The following is a 15,987-nucleotide window of genomic DNA, read 5'->3' on the forward strand; positions in this document are numbered from 1 at the left end:
CGCAGCAGCGACTCGGCTTCGGCCGGCGGCGCCCGTCGCGAGCGGTCCGGTCGTCCGGCCGGCGCTGCTGCCAGCGCACCCCGTTCGGGTTCGGCCGCCGGCCGTTCCGGCGGACCCCGCGTCGGCAGCCTCCAGGTCGGCGGACTCGTTCGCGGTCCGCGCGAGGGTGGAGCCGGCCGTTCGGCTCCGCGCCGCTCACAGGGCTAAGCCCCCAGCATCCGCTTGACGAACGGGCCGGTCTCTCAGGAGGCCGGCCCGTTGCCGTGTTCGGGCCCACTCGCAAACACGGTTAGTGTCGAATCATGAACACCACAGTTGTCGTTCGACCCGTCAGTGAAGCGGATGCCGAAAGCCTGGGCCGCGTACACGCCGCCTGCTGGCATGAAACCTACGATCACCTGCTCAGCCAGGCGGCCCTGTCCCAGTTGCGGCCCCAGCGCCTCGCGGCCATGTGGCGTCGGTTCACCACCCAGGGACCCGAGTACCGCCAGAGCGTCGTGCTCGTCGACGACGAGATCGTCGGCTTCGCCGGCAGCGGACCGTGCCGCGACGACGACCTGCCCACCGAGCACGAGCTGTTCTTCATGTACCTACTCGACGCCCACCACGGCACCGGCATCGGTCAGCAGCTGTTCGATTCCGTCGTCGATCCCGGCCCGTCATCGCTCTGGGTTGCCGCCGACAACCCACGCGCGCACGCCTTCTACGCCCGCAACGGCTACCTCGCCGACGGCCAGGAACGCACCGAAGAGGTACTCGGCGAGACGCTGCACGAGGTGCGCCTGGTTCGCTCATAAGTGCAAACTTGGGCGTTCAACGCGCGAGTGCGGCGGCAGACGCCACGGCGGGGTTCCGGGGCAAACCCGAAGGAATAGGGTGAGCGGATGACTCATTCCACCGTTCCAGACGCCATCCCGGTCATCCTCGACGTCGACACCGGCGTCGATGACGCGCTGGCCATCCTCTTCGCCCTCGCGCACCCGGGCATCAACGTGCTCGGCATCAGTTGCGTGGCGGGCAATGCCTCGCTCGAGCGCGTCGTCGAGAATACGCTGCGCATTCTCGATGTCGCCGACGCCCCGCCCGTGCCGGTCGCCGCCGGGGCCAGGCGCCCCCTGCTCGAGCCGGCGCGCTCCGCCGCACACGTGCACGGCGAAAGCGGCCTCGGCACCCTGAAGCTTGCGGCGACAGACCGGCAGGCGGAGTCGATCAGTTCCATCGAGCTCATGCACCGGCTGATTCAGGCCAGCCCGCACCCGGTTACCCTGGTCGGGCTCGCACCGCAGACCAACCTGGCGCTGCTGCTGCGTCAGTACCCCGACGTCGTCGACAACATCGAGCGCATCGTCTTCATGGGCGGATCGACGACGGTCGGCAATGCCACCGCGGTCGCCGAGTTCAACGTCTGGCACGATCCGGAAGCAGCAGCCATCGTGCTCGACTCCGGCGTACCCACCTTCATGTACGGGCTGGACGTGTTCAACCAGGTGGCGATACCGGAGCCCGTTGCCGCGGCCCTGGTGCGCAGCAACTCCCCCCTCGCCCACGTCGTCGGCCTACTGCTCAGCAACCGGGTCGCGCTCGGATCCGGGCGCAACGCCGCCTACACCGGGCTGATCGGCGATGCCGGTGCCATCTGCGCCCTGGTCGACCCGGACGCCCTTACGACGGCGATGCTGCCGCTGCGTATCCAGCTCTCCGGTTATGGCCGAGGCCAGACGCTCGTCGATCAGCGCATCCACCCGGGCGAGGACATCGTGCACGGTCTCGCCGGCGACTGGGAGGCCGCTGAGGTGGCCCTCGACGTCGATGTCGACCGGTACGTTCACCTGTTCCTCGACACGCTCGGCCTCGGTTCGGCGTTGCCGCAACGGCGATAACCGTCGTCGAACGGATGCTGTGGCCCGCCCCTGCCGCGCGGCACGCTCATGGCCGCGCCCCAGACGGGTAGCCGCTACGCCGATTACCGCAGCGGCCACCTGTATCGGGCGCCGCCGCGAGCAGACCGGTCGGGGTGCGGGGCCGGCCGGCGCTGCCGGCATCCGCTCAGCGCGTCAGTACAGCTGGCCCACCGAGGCGAGCGCCGCACGCAGCAGGGTGCCGCGGCCGCCTTCCATCTCGGCCGAGACGCCGGGGGATGCGGCCTCGGCCGGAGTCATCCAGGTGATTTCGAGCGCGTCCTGGCGGGGGTCGCAGGTGCCGGTGACGGGAACGACGTAGGCCAGCGAAACGGCGTGCTGGCGGTCATCCGTGTAGGCGGTGATTCCGGGCAGGGGAAAGTATTCGGCGACGGTGAACGGCACGGGGCTGGTCGGCAGTTGCGGAAACGCCATCGGTCCGAGGTCCTTCTCGAGGTGACGGAACAGCGCGTCCCGCAGGGTTTCGCCGTAGAGCACCCGGCCGGAGACCAGCGTGCGCGTCATTTCGCCGGTCGGGCGGGCGCGCAGAAGAACTCCCACCTCGACCACCTGGCCGAGGCCGTCGACCCGCACGGGCACGGCCTCGATGTAGAGAATCGGCAACCGGCGACGAATTTCGGCGAGCTCGACGTCTTTCAGCCAGCCCGGATTCGCGTTCGGGGCTCCCGCGGGGGGCTTTGGCGTCCAGTCCGGGTCTGGGTCAGGGGTTCGCACGCTCATAGTGCCATTCTGTCCTACGCCGGCCCCGCCCGCGCACTCACGAGCGCCCTCGCCCCGCCGGGCGGCGCCTGCGCGCGGCCCGTTCTGCGGCCGGCCCTTCAGCCTTTCTAGCAACAGGAGCCGGGCTCCTGGGTAACGAATTCAGGAAATCCACCGGCCCCAGGAGCGGCGAACCCGGGAATCCGCGGTCTCCCGGTCGGCCAGCGCGCGGGTTTCCTGAATTCGCCACGGCTGGCAGGTGCGAGAACTGGGCGCGGCGATGAAAGTATGGAAGTACACGGCGCCCGCGCCGCGAACCCCGGAAGGATCCCCATGACCACCAGCACCACCATCGACAATGCCGCCGTACTCTGGTCGGCGACCGGCGCCGACCGGGCCGACCGCCCGCTCCTGCTCATCATGCACGGTTACGGCTCGCACGAAGGCGACCTGTTCTCCCTCGCGCCGCACCTGCCGCTCGAACCGGTGATCGCGGCCCTGCGCGCGCCGCTCGTGGCCCAACCGGCGCCGGTCACCGACGGTTGGGCCTGGTTTCCGATCAGCGAGCCGGGCAGCCCTGACCCGGCCACCGTCGCAGCGGCCGTCACCGCGGTGCTCGACTGGCTCGACGCCCTGCCGCAGCAGCCACCGACGATCGGCCTGCTCGGGTTCTCGCAGGGCGGAGCCATGGCGCTCGAGCTGCTGCGCGCCGCCCCCGACCGGTTCAGCTTCGCGGTGAACCTCTCCGGATTCATCGCGACCGGCTCGCAGTTCAGCGACGCCGAGCTGGCCGAACGGCCGGCCCCCGTGTTCTGGGGTCGCGGCACGGCCGACGGCATCATTCCGACGAGCGCGATCGAACGCACCCAAGCCTGGCTGCCGAACCACAGCACCCTCACCGAGCGCATCTACGAGGGACTGGCGCACTCGATCTCCCAGGCCGAACTCGGTGACGTCGTCAACTTTCTGCGCGCGCAGTACGTCACGGTCGCGGCCGAACCGACCGCCTGACGACGCGGGCCCCAGCGGATGCCGCGGCTCGGCATCCGCTCGCCCCGCAATCTCAGCGCTCCCCCACGCAGGAGTCGCGCCAGCGGCCGGAACACCCGCGCAACACGCTGCGCCGGAGTTGAGCCAGTGCGCTGGAGTTGCGCCTCGCACGCAGCTGCGCAACTCCAGCGCGGCCGTGAAATGGGTCCGGCCACCCGCCCGGCCACCCGGTCAGCGGCCGCGACGAGCTAGGAGCGGTCGCGCTTGGCCTGTTCCTGCGAAGCCTGGCGTTCAACGTGTGCCTTCTTGGCTGCCCGGTGGGCGTCGCGGTCTTTCACCGCGATCTGGTCGGCGCGCACGCCGGCCTGGGTGGAACGCTCGAGCACGAGCCAGGCCGGCGGCTGCTGCAGCAGGGCGGCGATCTCGGCCGTGGTCAGCGGGTCGTTGATGTCGCTGCGAGCGAGGCCGGAGATCGAGACGCCGAGCTTGGCGGCGACGACCTGACGGGGGTGCGGGCCGTTGGCGCGCAGCAGGGCCAGCCATTCCGGCGGGTTTGCCATGAGCTCGGTGAGCTCGGTGCGGCTGACGAATTCGGTCTGGAACTCGGCCGGAGCCGCGTCGAGCAGAATCCCGAGTTTCTGGGCCGCCGTGGCGGGCTTCATGGTCTGGGGCTTCTTCTCGGAACTCATTGTTCAAGCGTATAGCCTAAAGAGAGCCCTCGTTTGGGCGAAACGCACGCTCAACTACCCGAGAGAGGACGCCGGTGAGCTTTTCCATCGCTTTCGTCGCCGGTGTGACCCCCACCAAATGGACCCGCATCTGGAATGACCGCCGCCCTGACGTTCCCCTCACCGTGTTTCGCACCGAGACCGCCGAGCAGATTGCGGTACTGCACGACGGCCGGGCCGAGGTGAGCCTCGTGCGCCTGCCCATCGATGACACCAACCTGAGCGTCATCAACCTGTACAACGAGATTCCGGTCGCCGTCGGGGCGAAGGATCACGCGAGCCTGCAGTCCGAGACCGTGCTGCTGGCCGACCTGGCCGGCGAACATCTGCTGCAGAACCCCGACGATGTGCCGGAGTGGCGCGACCTCGCCGACGAGGTGCGTGACGGCTCCCGTCGCGCCCTGCCGCCCATGCGCGACCTCGACGAAGCCATGGAGCAGGTCGCCGCCGGCGTCGGGATCCTCATCGTGCCGCACTCGATCGCCCGGTTGTACGGTCGTAAAGACGTGGTGTCCCGCCCGGTGACGGGTGTCGCCGAGACCCAGATCGCGCTGGCCTGGATCACCCGGGAGACCACCGACGACATCGAGGACTTCATCGGCATCGTGCGCGGACGGTCGAAGGCGAGCTCCCGCACCGATACCGGAGCGGCGGCGGCCGACGCCGCGGCATCCGCTGAAGCCGGCGCTGCAGCCGATGAGGCGCCAGCGCGCAGCGACGGCCGGCCGCCCAAGCCACCGCGCAAGCCCAAAAAGACCGACAAGGCCAAAGCTGCCGCCAAGGCCATTCGGGTCGCGGCGGCCAAGGCCAAGCCCGCCGTGCGTAAGAAGGTCGAGAACTCCCCCGGTCGCACCCGGCCGACCAAGAACCCCAACAAGGGCAAAAGCCGCGGGCGCTAAGCGGATGCCCGGGCCCGCCTCCGGGACGTGGCTGAGAGGTCGCAAATCGACCTCGCAAACCAGTTATTGGGTCGATATGCGACCCCTCACGGGGACGCCACCCGCAACGTACCGCCGCCGAGCTACGGGTTCGTCAGCACCGACAGAATATTGCCGGACGGATCGGTGAACCAGGCGATGTCGGGTCCCTGCCCACCGCCGGCAGCGATGCCCTTGTCGTTCTGATCGAAGCCGTCGTACCGCAGAAAATCCACGCCGCGCTCGGTGAGTTCGTCGACGGTCGCGTCGAGGTCGGTGACCGCAAAGTTGAGAATCGTATAGGTGGCCGGTGCGAAATCCGGCTTCGGGTAGACAATGACGGTGGCACCGCCGGGAAGCGCGATGCGCAGCATGCCCATCTCCCCGGCCGTCACCTCGAGACCGAGCGTCTCGGCGTAGAAGGTGCGCGCGGCATCGAGGTCGGAAACGGCGAATCCGCTGAAGCCGGCGACGATGCCGACGGCGTGCTCAGACTGGTGCTGGGTCATGAGGGTGACTCCTTCGTCGAAAATGAATCGGTCAGCGGGAGCTGATCGAGGCGAACTTTCGAATGCACAGCGGCACGAACACCAGCAGCATCACCGCGATGCCGATGAGCACGGTCAGAATCGGGTTCTGCATGGTCCAGATATCGGGAACGGGCGCGGTGCCGAGGTTTCCGAACAGCTGCCTCACGGCCTGCACGAGCGAGGACACCGGGTTCCATTCGGCGAACACGCGCAGCGCGGTCGGCAGGGTTTCGCTCGGCACGAAGGCGTTCGAGACGAAGGTCAGCGGAAAGAGAATGAGGAACGACGCGTTGTTGATGACCTCCGGGCTCTTCACACTCATGCCGAGCAGCGCCATCACCCAGCTGAACGCGTAGCCGAACAGCAGGAGCAGCGCGACTCCGGCCAGAAATTCGGGCGGCGAGGTATTAACCCGCCAACCGACCGCGAGGCCGGTGGCCATCATGATGATCATGGAGATGGTGTTCAGCACGAGGTCGCCGTTGGTGCGACCGATCAGCACAGCGGATGCGTTCATCGGCAGGCTTCGAAAGCGGTCGATGATGCCCTCTTTGAGGTCGAGCGCCATGGCGGCGCCCGAGAACGTGGCCCCGAACACGACCGTCTGCGCGAAAATGCCCGCCATCAGAAACTGGGTGTAGTCGCTGCCCTGAACCGCGATGGCACCGCCGTACACCTGGCTGAACAGCAGAACGAACATGATCGGCTGGATCACAGCGAAGACCAGCATGTCGGGTGAGCGCTTGATCTTGATCAGGTTGCGCTTGGTGACGGTCCAACCATCGGAGTACCACAGTGACAGCGGGTTCCAGGTGGGCAGCGGGGGCAGGGTCCCCACGCGAGATTCGCCACGCGCGAGATTCGGCTCGCTGCGGGTCTGCATTAACGTGGCCTGCGCGGTCGTGGCCTGCGCGGTCGTGGCGGGCTCGGGCATGGTCGGCTCCGGCGGTGCGGCCGAGTGCCGGGGGCTCATGTGACCTTCTCCAAATCCGTGGCGGCGGCATCCGCTGCGCGCGCTTGGTCGCGCTTGGCTTGTGATCGCTTCGACGACTTGGTGCCGCCGGCATCCGCGTCGTCGTCGGTCGCGTTGAGATCGGCTTTGTGGCCGGTGAGTTTGAGGAACACGTCGTCGAGGGTGGGGCGGCGCATGCCCGCGTCGTGCAGGTTGATCTGGGCGGCACGGAGGTCGGCGAGCATGTTCTGCAGCGCGGTCGGGCCGTCGGTGACGGCCACTTCGACTCCGCGGCCGTCGGTCGATACCGACGACGCCCCGGAGCCGTGCCGGGCGAGGATGTCGCGGGCGGCCGCGCTGTCGGCGGCATCGACGAGCGCGACGACCACGCGGTGTCCGCCGATCTGCGCCTTGAGCTGATCCGAGGTGCCCTCGGCGATGACCCGGCCGTCGTCGATGACGACGATATCGTCGGCGAGCTGGTCGGCCTCTTCGAGGTATTGCGTGGTCAGCAACACGGTCGTGCCGTCGGCGACGAGCCGTTTGATGACGTCCCACAGGGCGATCCGGCTGCGGGGGTCGAGTCCGGTCGTCGGCTCGTCGAGAAAGAGCACCCTGGGGTTGATCACGAGCGCGCCCGCGAGGTCAATGCGCCGCCGCATGCCGCCGGAGAACCCCTTGACCGGTCGATTGCCGGCGGCGGTGAGCTCGAACAGGTCGATGAGCTCCTGCGCCCGCTGACGGGCGGCCGCGCCGCCCAGGTGGTACAGGCGGCCGACCATCTCGAGGTTTTCAAAACCGGTGAGGTTCTCGTCGACGGCGGCGTACTGACCCGAAACCCCGATGATGCGACGCACCGACTTGGGGTGGCGCACGACGTCGATTCCGTCGATGACGGCGGTGCCGGCATCCGGTCGAATCAGCGTCGTGAGCATCTTCACGACGGTGGTCTTGCCGGCGCCGTTGGGGCCGAGCAGCGCCTTGACCGTTCCGCGCGGAACCTGCAGGTCGAGCCCGGCGAGCGCGTGCACCGGCCCGCTCTTGGACTGGTAGGTCTTGGTCAGGCCCTGGGCCTCAATGATCACGGGGATTCCTTGCCGGGGTATCGAGTGGGGAAGTGCACGCTGCCTGCAATGCTAGTAACGCCCTCCAATTTCGACAACCGTCGATGCCAATTTGGACGGGGCCCGGGCCCCGTCCACGGGCTCATGATAGAAACTGGGCCCGGGGTCACAGTGTGGGCCCGGTCGGTTGCGCCCTCCGGCTACGGGAATCGCGCGTTGGCCCCGACCGATACCGTGGCCAGGGTCAGCGTGGCGAGCTCGGCTGTGCTGCTGACCGACCGCACGCACGGCTTCGCCACCACTCCCGCAGAATGCCAGCTCATCGCCGACACGTGGACGGTGGGAACCGAGCTGACCGCCAACGTCCTCTCCGAATGGGGACCGGAACTCGTGGCCGATATCCTGCTGCACGCCGCACGCCGCAGCCGATCCCTCGGATCGGTCGAAGCCGCGCTGGCGTACGCCGGGCTGTCGTCGCGCATCGCGCCCAGCCTGCCGGCCTCGATCGAGTATTCCAGGTGCTTGGCCAGCGTCGCCCGATACCGGCAGGCCCTGGCCGTCGCGACGGCCGCAGAATCCATGCTGCGCACACCCGAGAACGGGGTGAAGCTGATGCGCTGGCGCATCACTCTCGGTCGCCTCTCACCGCCAAGCGATGCGGTCATCGCGGAATTCGTGGCGGCGGCCTCCAGCTGGTTCCCGGACAGCACCCTGATGCGCGGGATGATCGCCTTCGTTCACCTCACCGCGTCGATACAGAACCTGGACTGGGCATCCGTCGCAACGGATGGCGAGGCCATCGCCCGTTCGCCGCACAACAACGTGATCACCCGCATCCGCGCCGCCTGAGCAATCGGGAGATCGCGAGTGAGCTGTTCCTCTCCGTGCGCACCGTGGAGTCACACCTGTACCAGGCCCGCATCAAGACGGGGCAGAGCCCCCGGCATGCCGGGCACGAGGGGACCGCGGCCGATCTGAGCGACGAGCCGGCCGAGTAGCCTCGAGCCACGCAATCCGGAGTCGGCAACCTCAAGCCACGCAATCCGGACGGGGCCCGGGCCCCGTCCCCGGGCCCAGGTTGGAACCTGGGCCCGCGGTCGCACGGTGGGCCCGGGCATCCGCTGTGCTACAGCCGGGCGAGCCGCTCGATGTCTTCGAGGAACTCGGCCGCGACCTCGTCGGAGACGGTGCGCCGAGTTTCGGAGATCGCCAGGGCATAGTCCTCTGTGCTCGGCCCGTTGATGACCGGTCCGTCGCCGGCCCGGTACAGGGCCTTCTCGAGGGCATGTTGCGAGGCCCGGTGGGCGGCATACTCGACGTCGGCCGGTGAGAATCCGTCGCTCTGTTCGACCAGAACGGCGAGGTCGACCTCGTGCGACACGGTCTCCGGAATGTATCGCTCCCAGATGGCCTGGCGGGCGGCGACATCCGGCAGTCCGATCGGCACGACATAGTCGAAGCGGCCGTGCCGGAGAAAAGCGGAGTCGAGCGCACGAATGAAGTTGGTGGCGCAGACCAGCAGGCGTCCGGGCTGCTCACGGAAGGCCGGAATGATCTTGAGCAGCTCGTTGGTCACACCCTGCATCGCCGACGGCGGTTCGCCCGAGCGTTGGGCGGCGATCTCCTCGACCTCGTCGATGAACACGACCGCGTGTTCGAGTTCGGAGATCTTCAGAAACGTCTCGCGCAGCGCGCCGGCGAGGCCCTGCGGGTCGGCCGCGAGACGCGACGGGAAGACCTCGACGAAGGACCATTCCAGGCGGGAGGCAATCGCCTTGGCAAAGGTCGTCTTTCCGGTGCCGGGAGGGCCGAACAGCACGACGGCCTTGGGCGGCGAGACCCCGTACTGCTCGGCCAGTTCGGGCTTGGCCAGCGGCATGACCAAGCGGCGTTCGAGCAGTTCCTTCTCGCGCGCCATGCCGCCGACCTTCTGCCACAGGTCGCGCGGCAGCACCCGTCCGCCGAGTTCGCCGAGCAGTTTGAGTTCCTCCCGCTGCACGGGAATGTGTCGTTCGAAGTAGCGCAGGTTCTTCTTCACCTCGAACCCGCGGTTGAGAAAGGCGTCGACCTTGGTCTCGGATTCGGGCATGAGCGCCGACAGTTTGGTCATGCCGTGCGGGGCCATGCGGGCTTCGAGTGCGGCGAGCATGGCCGTGCCGATGCCCTGGCTCTGCCACTTCTCAGCGGTCGCCAGAAAGACGATCCAGCCCTGCGCGTGGGCGGCTCGTCCGACGGCCGCTCCGACCACCTCGTCACCGTGCACGGCCACGACGGCGTGGTCCTTCTGGCAGGAGGCGAGCACCTCGGACAGGCCGTACACCGGCTCGGTGTCCGAAGCCTTGATCTCTTCCCACAGACGCAGAATGCCGTCCAGATCGTCGGAATGGAAATCGCGCAGTCGCCAACCAGTCATCGTGAACCTCACATCTTTGGTGTTACTGCCAATCTATTGCACCGGCTCTGGCGCCCCGTCCGCTCCGCCGTACCCCGCTGTCCCCCTCCAACGCGCATAACTCCTGCAATTCGGTCCGCGAATCTTGGCGAGCAGCGGAAACACGGCCAACTTTTCGAAGCCCCGCATGATTTGCAGGAGTTACGCGCGGGCGAGCCTTCAGAATCGGAGAAGGTCAGGCGCGAAACGCGGCGGCGAGGATGCGCGGCAGTTTGCGCGCCGACGGGTGGGCGGCGAATTCGGTCAGCAGGTGGGCGGTGAGCGTGCCGCTGCGGGACGATACGAACCACGGCGGCTTCGGCAGCAGCGCCCACTCGCCGTGCAGCAGCGAGCGCGGAAACGGACGGAACGGTCCCCGCACGACGGTACGTTCGACATCATCGAGAAGCAGCGCGTTGTGCACCACTCCGATACCGCTGCCCACGTTCTCAAGGGTGTGTCCCGGAAACGCGCCCCACGGCGCCGCCGCTGACAGAAAGCCCACGCCGGTCCACGCGTTGATCGCAATGGTTCCGTAGCGCAGGCGCGCCACGGCCAGTTCGAACCCGGGACCAAGCCGCCGAATCGTGCTGGGCAGCCCGAGAATATTCGCACCGAGGGTGCCGAGAAAGTCACGGTTCACGGTCTCGACGGCGGAGTCGAGAAAGGCCTGCCCGGTTCCGTCCAGTTCCAGCACGCCGAGTACCGGTGCGAAATATTCCGTGGTGAGCATATTCTCGGGTGAGGCGGATGCTGCACCCACCCCGGCCGCCACGATGAGGCGCCCGCGGGCCAGAGACCAAGCGGCGGGGTAGGCAGCGCGGGCTGCGCGCATCCGATCGGCGCTGCCGGGGTACCAGGGCGAACGTGCGGGGGCGGCCGCGAGGGCACCCGCGACGGCGTCGAGGAACGCGGCCTTCTGCGGCCAGTCGGCGCTGAGCACGAGCACCTGCCCGGCGATGCAGTTGGAGCCGCCATTGTGCAGCCGCATGGTGGCCACGTGTTCAGCCTGGTAGCGCAGGTCGCGGGCGCTCCACCGGCCCGGCAGCACGATGATCGGCGAGACACCGCCGAGCTCGCTGCTGATCGGTTTATCGAGGCGCGGCGAATCGGCGCCGCCGAACACGATCGCTCGATGGGTGGCCGCGCTGCCGGTGATATGCACGTGGCTGAGTTCAGGGTGGTGGGCGAGGTAGCCGCCCACCTCAGCGCCTCCGGTCACGATGCGCAGTAGTCCGGCGTCGATGAGCGGGGCGAGAGCCGCCTGATACACCGGCAACAGAGCGTCGAAGGTGGGGTTGAGCTTGAGAATCGAGACCCGATTGTGCGCCACCAGCTCGTAGAGCACGTCGAGCGGCGCGATCGAGGAGATATTGCCGGCGCCGAGCACGAGCCCGACCCCGCCGGGCACCGTCGGTGTGAGCTGTCCCAATCCGGCGCGGACCGTTGTGAGGCCCGGCTTGAGCCAGGCATGGGCGGTGAAGCCGTGCAGCAGCAGGCCGTCATAGGCATTGTGCGGAAGTACGGCCACCGTCAGGCGGCCGCCCGGCGCCCGACCGAGCCGTCGGCCGGCGAGCGGCTTGCGCCCCGAAGCGAGCGTTCGGAGCGTCTGCTCGAGGGCGGTCAGCGTGGTGAGCACGCCGTACGGGCCGGTCAGCCATTCCTCACCAATCAGCGGCGATAAGGGCTCGAGGCCCTTGGCACGCGCCGCGGCTGCGACCCAGCGCTCGGCCTCGCCGGCAACGGATGCCGCGGTGCGGGCCAGCAGGTCGGCGCGCTCCCCGAGGGTGGTCGCCGCCCACCGCTCGCTTGCGGCACCGAGCTCGGTGATCGAGAGGTCCAGGCCGACCTGATCCGCTGTCATTGATCTCCCCGTGATTCCCGCCAGCTTAATGCGTCGCCGACAGCGGCGCCCCGCAAAATCGGGTCAGGTCTGGATCAGCGAAGAGAGAGCCTAGTGGGCGACGACCGGGCAGTGCAGCTGGGTGCGCTCGCCGGTGCGGTCGATGTCGTGCTGGTCCATCGGTTGGGCGCAGACCGGGCAGGCGCGCACGGGCGCGAGCGTCGCCGGCAGCAGATCGGAGCCGCTCGGACCGACCGGCGGCGGCCCGAGGATGGGAAACAGTCGACCGTTGAGCCAGGCCGTGAAACCGCCGGGTCCCTTGCTGCGCGGGTGGGATTCCTTACCGTGTGTCATAACTGTTAGTGTACTAACTAAATGCACGAATACGAAACGGAACGCTCCATGACATCAGCAACACTCGAGAACCCCCTCGCTCTCGACAACCAGGTCTGCTTCGCGCTCGCGATCGCCTCCCGCAATGTCATCGCGCTGTATCGCCCCATTCTCGAACCGCTCGGTCTCACACATCCGCAGTACCTGGTGATGCTCGCCCTCTGGGATGAGAGCCCGCGCACTCTCAAAGGCCTCGGCCAAACCCTCTGCCTCGAGTCGGCCACGCTCTCGCCCCTGCTGAAGCGGCTGGAAACCACCGGCTACGTTCGTCGCCAGCGCCGCGTTGCCGACGAACGCACGCTGGACATCACCCTGACCGCTCAGGGCACGGCATTGCGCGCGGTGGCCGAATCCATCCCGCCGCGGGTCGTCGAGGCTCTCAATCTTCCACTGGCGGAACTCGCCACCCTGCGCGACGCACTGCACCGGGTGATGGCCGCGACCGCCTGACCGCACGGCACACCCGCTGCGCCAGTCAAGCGGATGCCGCCACCGTTCAGCTCGACTGGCGATCGTCGTAGTCGTCGCGGGCGTCGAGAATATGGGCCGCATTGGCCTCGGCCCAGGCCCGCACGGCGTCGAGCGGCTCCAGCAGCGTGAGGCCGAGCGGCGTGAGCTCATAGTCGACCCGCGGCGGCACCTGGGCGAACACCGTGCGGCGCACGAGGCCGTCCCGCTCGAGGGTGCGCAGGGTCTGGGTGAGCACCTTGGGCGTCACGCCCTGAATGGTACTGCGCACCCGGGAGAACCGCACCGGGCCGCCCTTGAGCGCCTGAAAGACGAGCGGCGCCCACTTGTCGCCGATGCGCTGCAGCACCACGCGTGAGGGGCAGTCGTTATTGAGAACGTCGAAGGAGGTATCCATCGGGTAAGTATATTACGTTGAGGTACTCAGTATCTGTTTGATACTGTCGATTTATCCCCCTCAATTGACAGAAACGGATACCCATGAACATCGCAATCTACGGAGCCACCGGCATGGTCGGCAGCCAGATCACCGCCGAGGCCCTGCGCCGCGGACACTCCGTCACCGCCATCTCACGCGGCGGAACGGCCGTCGACGGCACCACCGCTGTCGCGGCGAATCTGTCCGACAGCGCAGCGTTCGGCGCCATCGCCGGCGCGCACGACGTCGTCGTGCTGTCGGTCGCCCCCGACCGCACGGGCGGCTCGCACGATCCTTTCCTGGCCATGCACCGGGCGATCATCGCTGCACCGTCGACCTCACGACTCCTCGTGGTGGGTGGCGCTGGAGCTCTGAGCGTCGATGGCGTGCAGCTCAAGGACATGCCGGAATTCCCCGCAGAATATCACGCTGAAGCGTCGACGTTCAGCGCCGTGCTCGACCTCTACCGGGCGTCGACCGACCTCGACTGGACCATGCTGGCCCCGGCCCCGCAGATCATGCCGGGCGAGCGCACCGGCCACTATGTTCTCGGCGTCGACTCCCCCGCCGGCAGCGAGATCTCGACCCAGGACTTCGCCGTGGCCGCTCTCGACGAGCTGGAAACCCCGGCGCACGAGCGCCGTCGCTTCACGGTCGCCCACTAGCAGCCGGCAGCGGCGCGAGCATCCGTTACCGAACACCGAACCGCCCACATTCCGTGGCGAATTCAGGAAATCCGTTCATCCCGCCATACTCGGGCCGCGCCAGTTCGGTCACACCGGGCCTCGAACCCGCCGAGTTTCCTGAATTAGCCACTCAGAAGTCGGCTCCGACACGATGAGGGCCGGCATCCGCTTGACGGATGCCGGCCCCGCTACCCGTTTCAGGCGATCGCGTCGGCGACAGTGAGCAGCTCGGCGTGGAACGCCGATGCCACGTGCGGGTTGGTGATGCGCCCATCGTGGGTGTTCAGCCCCTGGGCGAGGGCGGCGTCTTCGGCGATCGCCTTCTTCCACCCCTTCTGGGCCAGCGCGACAACGTAAGGCAGGGTCGCGTTGGTCAGCGCGCGCGTTGACGTGGCCGGTACGGCGCCGGGCATGTTGGCAACGCAATAGTAGATGCTGTCGTGCACGGCGAAGGTGGGGTTGTCGTGCGTCGTGGCGTGCGAGCCCTCGAAGCAGCCACCCTGGTCGATCGCGATGTCCACGAGCACGGAGCCCGGCTTCATCGACGCGACCATGGCGTCGGTGACGAGCTTGGGAGCCTGCGCGCCCGGAATGAGCACGGAGCCGATCACGAGGTCAGCCTCCCGCACCTGCTCGTTGATTTCGTACTGGGTCGACGCGCGCGTCTGGATCTCGCCATTGAAGCGGGCCTCGAGCTGGCGCAGGCGAGCCAGCGAGAGGTCGATGATGGTCACGTCGGCGCCCATTCCGAGCGCGTTGGCCGCGGCGTGCTCGCCCGCGACGCCGCCGCCGATCACGACGACCTTGGCCTTGGGGGTTCCGGGCACACCGCCGAGCAGAATACCGCTCCCGCCGTTGGCGCTGAGCAGGTGGTACGCGCCGACCTGCACCGACAGCCGGCCGGCAACCTCACTCATCGGCGAGAGCAGTGGCAGGCTTCGGTCGGGCAGCTGCACGGTTTCGTACGCGATCGCGGTCGTGCCCGACGCGAGAAGTGCCTCGGTGCACTCAGCGGATGCCGCGAGGTGCAGATAGGTGAACAGCACCTGTCCGCGGCGCATCAGCGGGTACTCGCTGGCAATGGGCTCCTTGACCTTCAGGAGCAGTTCGGCCGCGGCCCAGACTTCGGCGGCGGTGTCGACGATGGAAGCTCCGGCGAGGCGAAAGGCATCATCGGTGATGCTCGAGCCGAGTCCGGCGCCCTTTTCAATGATGACGTCGTGGCCGCGGCGAGTGAGCTCGTTGACGCCGGCCGGGGTGATCGCGACGCGGTTCTCGTTGTTCTTGATCTCAGTGGGAATGCCGACCAACATAAGGGCTCCGTCTCGAAGTTTGCTGCCGAACGACTCGGCTGTAGTAAACGTAAGACTGCTATTGATTCGTTTCGGCTAGGTAAATTCCGTAGAATCTGCCAGACTTGAAGAATATTCCACGAAATATGCGGAGATGAGGAGATCTGTGATGGCAGAAGCGAAGAGGATTCGGGTGATTGAAACCCTCGACGAGGTCGACCGCATCCTGGTCGCGGCGCTGCAGGCGGATTCCCGCACCACGAACAGCCGGCTGGCCAGCGCGGCCGGCATCGCCGAGTCCACCTGCGTCTCCCGGGTGCGTTCTCTGGTCAGCCGCGGAATCGTCACGCGGTTCACCGCCCTGGTCGACCCCAAGTCGATCGGACTCGGCCTGCAAGCGCTGATCAGCGTGAGCATCCGTGCAGGCGCCCGCACGCATATCCCGGCCTTTCGCGATTCGATCCGGGTGATGCCGCGCGTCGTGCAGCTGTTCTTTCTGGGCGGGTCAGAGGACTTCATCATTCACCTGTCAGCGCGTGACACCGACGACGTGCGTGACTTCGTACTGGAAAACCTCTCGGCCAACCCCGCCGTGGCGTCAACCCGCACGAGCATGGTGTTCGAGCACTTCTACAACGGCGTTGCTCCCGAGTAATC

General features: G+C 67.6%; 18 protein-coding genes and 1 pseudogene. 9 read left to right on the forward strand and 10 right to left on the reverse strand.

What is annotated here, in order from left to right; translation table 11 throughout:
- From E3O25_RS17250 to E3O25_RS04510, 3 genes and pseudogenes are all read left to right on the forward strand, one after another.
- Positions 1-207, forward strand: a pseudogene (locus E3O25_RS17250) (hypothetical protein); the annotation flags it as partial.
- 95 nt (positions 208-302) lie between these two features.
- Positions 303-797, forward strand: a complete 495-nt coding sequence (locus E3O25_RS04505; protein ID WP_134360567.1) for a GNAT family N-acetyltransferase — start codon at positions 303-305, stop codon at positions 795-797.
- A gap of 87 nt (positions 798-884) precedes the next feature.
- On the forward strand, positions 885-1,880 hold the full coding sequence (locus E3O25_RS04510; protein WP_134360568.1) for a nucleoside hydrolase: 996 nt from the start codon (positions 885-887) through the stop codon (positions 1,878-1,880).
- A 174-nt stretch (positions 1,881-2,054) separates the two neighbouring features.
- Here the strand turns inward: E3O25_RS04510 and E3O25_RS04515 are convergent, their stop codons facing one another.
- Positions 2,055-2,639: an NUDIX hydrolase family protein gene (locus E3O25_RS04515; protein WP_092107099.1), complete on the reverse strand. Its 585-nt coding sequence runs from the start codon at positions 2,637-2,639 to the stop codon at positions 2,055-2,057.
- Between the two features lie 312 nt (positions 2,640-2,951).
- Here E3O25_RS04515 and E3O25_RS04520 point away from each other — a divergent pair, with 312 nt between their 5' ends.
- Positions 2,952-3,629, forward strand: coding sequence for an alpha/beta hydrolase (locus tag E3O25_RS04520; protein ID WP_134360569.1), 678 nt, complete (start codon positions 2,952-2,954; stop codon positions 3,627-3,629).
- A 227-nt stretch (positions 3,630-3,856) separates the two neighbouring features.
- On the opposite strand, the gene E3O25_RS04525 is transcribed toward E3O25_RS04520, so the two are convergent.
- A complete protein-coding gene (locus E3O25_RS04525; RefSeq protein ID WP_092107095.1) occupies positions 3,857-4,297 on the reverse strand; it encodes a DUF5997 family protein in 441 nt (146 codons plus the stop codon).
- Between the two features lie 74 nt (positions 4,298-4,371).
- Between E3O25_RS04525 and E3O25_RS04530 the strand changes: the two genes are divergently transcribed.
- Positions 4,372-5,235 carry a LysR family substrate-binding domain-containing protein gene (locus E3O25_RS04530; protein WP_092107093.1) on the forward strand — a complete coding sequence of 288 codons (864 nt, stop codon included), beginning with the start codon at positions 4,372-4,374 and terminating at the stop codon, positions 5,233-5,235.
- A 122-nt stretch (positions 5,236-5,357) separates the two neighbouring features.
- Here E3O25_RS04530 and E3O25_RS04535 read toward each other — a convergent pair whose 3' ends face one another.
- From E3O25_RS04535 to E3O25_RS04545, 3 genes are read right to left on the reverse strand one after another with little or no spacing between them, the layout of a single operon-like run.
- Complete coding sequence (locus tag E3O25_RS04535; RefSeq protein ID WP_134360570.1) at positions 5,358-5,762, reverse strand: VOC family protein; 405 nt, start codon at positions 5,760-5,762, stop codon at positions 5,358-5,360.
- Between the two features lie 31 nt (positions 5,763-5,793).
- A complete protein-coding gene (locus tag E3O25_RS04540) occupies positions 5,794-6,756 on the reverse strand; it encodes an ABC transporter permease (RefSeq protein WP_370448721.1) in 963 nt (320 codons plus the stop codon).
- Entirely contained in the window at positions 6,753-7,826 is a 1,074-nt protein-coding gene (locus E3O25_RS04545) for an ATP-binding cassette domain-containing protein (protein ID WP_092107089.1), read from the reverse strand. The genes E3O25_RS04540 and E3O25_RS04545 overlap by 4 nt, the downstream gene beginning before the upstream one ends.
- Before the next feature lie 189 nt (positions 7,827-8,015).
- Here E3O25_RS04545 and E3O25_RS04550 point away from each other — a divergent pair, with 189 nt between their 5' ends.
- Positions 8,016-8,648: a hypothetical protein gene (locus E3O25_RS04550; RefSeq protein WP_134360571.1), complete on the forward strand. Its 633-nt coding sequence runs from the start codon at positions 8,016-8,018 to the stop codon at positions 8,646-8,648.
- A 277-nt stretch (positions 8,649-8,925) separates the two neighbouring features.
- Here E3O25_RS04550 and E3O25_RS04555 read toward each other — a convergent pair whose 3' ends face one another.
- The 3 genes from E3O25_RS04555 to E3O25_RS04565 form a co-directional block, all read right to left on the reverse strand.
- Positions 8,926-10,212: an ATP-binding protein gene (locus tag E3O25_RS04555; RefSeq protein WP_134360572.1), complete on the reverse strand. Its 1,287-nt coding sequence runs from the start codon at positions 10,210-10,212 to the stop codon at positions 8,926-8,928.
- 214 nt (positions 10,213-10,426) lie between these two features.
- Positions 10,427-12,094 carry an aldehyde dehydrogenase family protein gene (locus E3O25_RS04560; protein WP_134360573.1) on the reverse strand — a complete coding sequence of 556 codons (1,668 nt, stop codon included), beginning with the start codon at positions 12,092-12,094 and terminating at the stop codon, positions 10,427-10,429.
- A 90-nt stretch (positions 12,095-12,184) separates the two neighbouring features.
- Positions 12,185-12,427 carry a hypothetical protein gene (locus tag E3O25_RS04565; protein WP_092107081.1) on the reverse strand — a complete coding sequence of 81 codons (243 nt, stop codon included), beginning with the start codon at positions 12,425-12,427 and terminating at the stop codon, positions 12,185-12,187.
- 48 nt (positions 12,428-12,475) lie between these two features.
- Between E3O25_RS04565 and E3O25_RS04570 the strand changes: the two genes are divergently transcribed.
- Positions 12,476-12,916 (forward strand): MarR family winged helix-turn-helix transcriptional regulator, encoded by a 441-nt coding sequence (locus E3O25_RS04570; RefSeq protein ID WP_092107079.1) that lies wholly within the window; start codon positions 12,476-12,478, stop codon positions 12,914-12,916.
- Positions 12,917-12,962: 46 nt separating this feature from the next.
- Here the strand turns inward: E3O25_RS04570 and E3O25_RS04575 are convergent, their stop codons facing one another.
- On the reverse strand, positions 12,963-13,331 hold the full coding sequence (locus tag E3O25_RS04575) for a helix-turn-helix domain-containing protein (protein ID WP_092107077.1): 369 nt from the start codon (positions 13,329-13,331) through the stop codon (positions 12,963-12,965).
- A gap of 83 nt (positions 13,332-13,414) precedes the next feature.
- Between E3O25_RS04575 and E3O25_RS04580 the strand changes: the two genes are divergently transcribed.
- Entirely contained in the window at positions 13,415-14,017 is a 603-nt protein-coding gene (locus E3O25_RS04580; RefSeq protein ID WP_134360574.1) for an NAD(P)-dependent oxidoreductase, read from the forward strand.
- Positions 14,018-14,235: 218 nt separating this feature from the next.
- Here the strand turns inward: E3O25_RS04580 and ald are convergent, their stop codons facing one another.
- Positions 14,236-15,351 carry an alanine dehydrogenase gene (gene ald, locus E3O25_RS04585; protein ID WP_134360575.1) on the reverse strand — a complete coding sequence of 372 codons (1,116 nt, stop codon included), beginning with the start codon at positions 15,349-15,351 and terminating at the stop codon, positions 14,236-14,238.
- Between the two features lie 148 nt (positions 15,352-15,499).
- Between ald and E3O25_RS04590 the strand changes: the two genes are divergently transcribed.
- Positions 15,500-15,985 (forward strand): Lrp/AsnC family transcriptional regulator, encoded by a 486-nt coding sequence (locus tag E3O25_RS04590; protein WP_092107071.1) that lies wholly within the window; start codon positions 15,500-15,502, stop codon positions 15,983-15,985.
- The last annotated feature ends 2 nt before the right edge of the window (positions 15,986-15,987 follow it).

This window comes from Cryobacterium sp. TMT1-3, from assembly GCF_004402315.1.
Taxonomy (GTDB): domain Bacteria; phylum Actinomycetota; class Actinomycetes; order Actinomycetales; family Microbacteriaceae; genus Cryobacterium; species Cryobacterium luteum.

Coding starts and splice junctions, on each gene's coding strand:
- E3O25_RS04505 (WP_134360567.1), top strand. CDS start 303: ATGAACACCACAGTTGTCGTTCGACCCGTCAGTGAAGCGGATGCCGAA.
- E3O25_RS04510 (WP_134360568.1), top strand. CDS start 885: ATGACTCATTCCACCGTTCCAGACGCCATCCCGGTCATCCTCGACGTC.
- E3O25_RS04515 (WP_092107099.1), bottom strand. CDS start 2,639: ATGAGCGTGCGAACCCCTGACCCAGACCCGGACTGGACGCCAAAGCCC.
- E3O25_RS04520 (WP_134360569.1), top strand. CDS start 2,952: ATGACCACCAGCACCACCATCGACAATGCCGCCGTACTCTGGTCGGCG.
- E3O25_RS04525 (WP_092107095.1), bottom strand. CDS start 4,297: ATGAGTTCCGAGAAGAAGCCCCAGACCATGAAGCCCGCCACGGCGGCC.
- E3O25_RS04535 (WP_134360570.1), bottom strand. CDS start 5,762: ATGACCCAGCACCAGTCTGAGCACGCCGTCGGCATCGTCGCCGGCTTC.
- E3O25_RS04540 (WP_370448721.1), bottom strand. CDS start 6,756: ATGAGCCCCCGGCACTCGGCCGCACCGCCGGAGCCGACCATGCCCGAG.
- E3O25_RS04555 (WP_134360572.1), bottom strand. CDS start 10,212: ATGACTGGTTGGCGACTGCGCGATTTCCATTCCGACGATCTGGACGGC.
- E3O25_RS04560 (WP_134360573.1), bottom strand. CDS start 12,094: ATGACAGCGGATCAGGTCGGCCTGGACCTCTCGATCACCGAGCTCGGT.
- E3O25_RS04565 (WP_092107081.1), bottom strand. CDS start 12,427: ATGACACACGGTAAGGAATCCCACCCGCGCAGCAAGGGACCCGGCGGT.
- E3O25_RS04570 (WP_092107079.1), top strand. CDS start 12,476: ATGACATCAGCAACACTCGAGAACCCCCTCGCTCTCGACAACCAGGTC.
- E3O25_RS04575 (WP_092107077.1), bottom strand. CDS start 13,331: ATGGATACCTCCTTCGACGTTCTCAATAACGACTGCCCCTCACGCGTG.
- E3O25_RS04580 (WP_134360574.1), top strand. CDS start 13,415: ATGAACATCGCAATCTACGGAGCCACCGGCATGGTCGGCAGCCAGATC.
- ald (WP_134360575.1), bottom strand. CDS start 15,351: ATGTTGGTCGGCATTCCCACTGAGATCAAGAACAACGAGAACCGCGTC.
- E3O25_RS04590 (WP_092107071.1), top strand. CDS start 15,500: ATGGCAGAAGCGAAGAGGATTCGGGTGATTGAAACCCTCGACGAGGTC.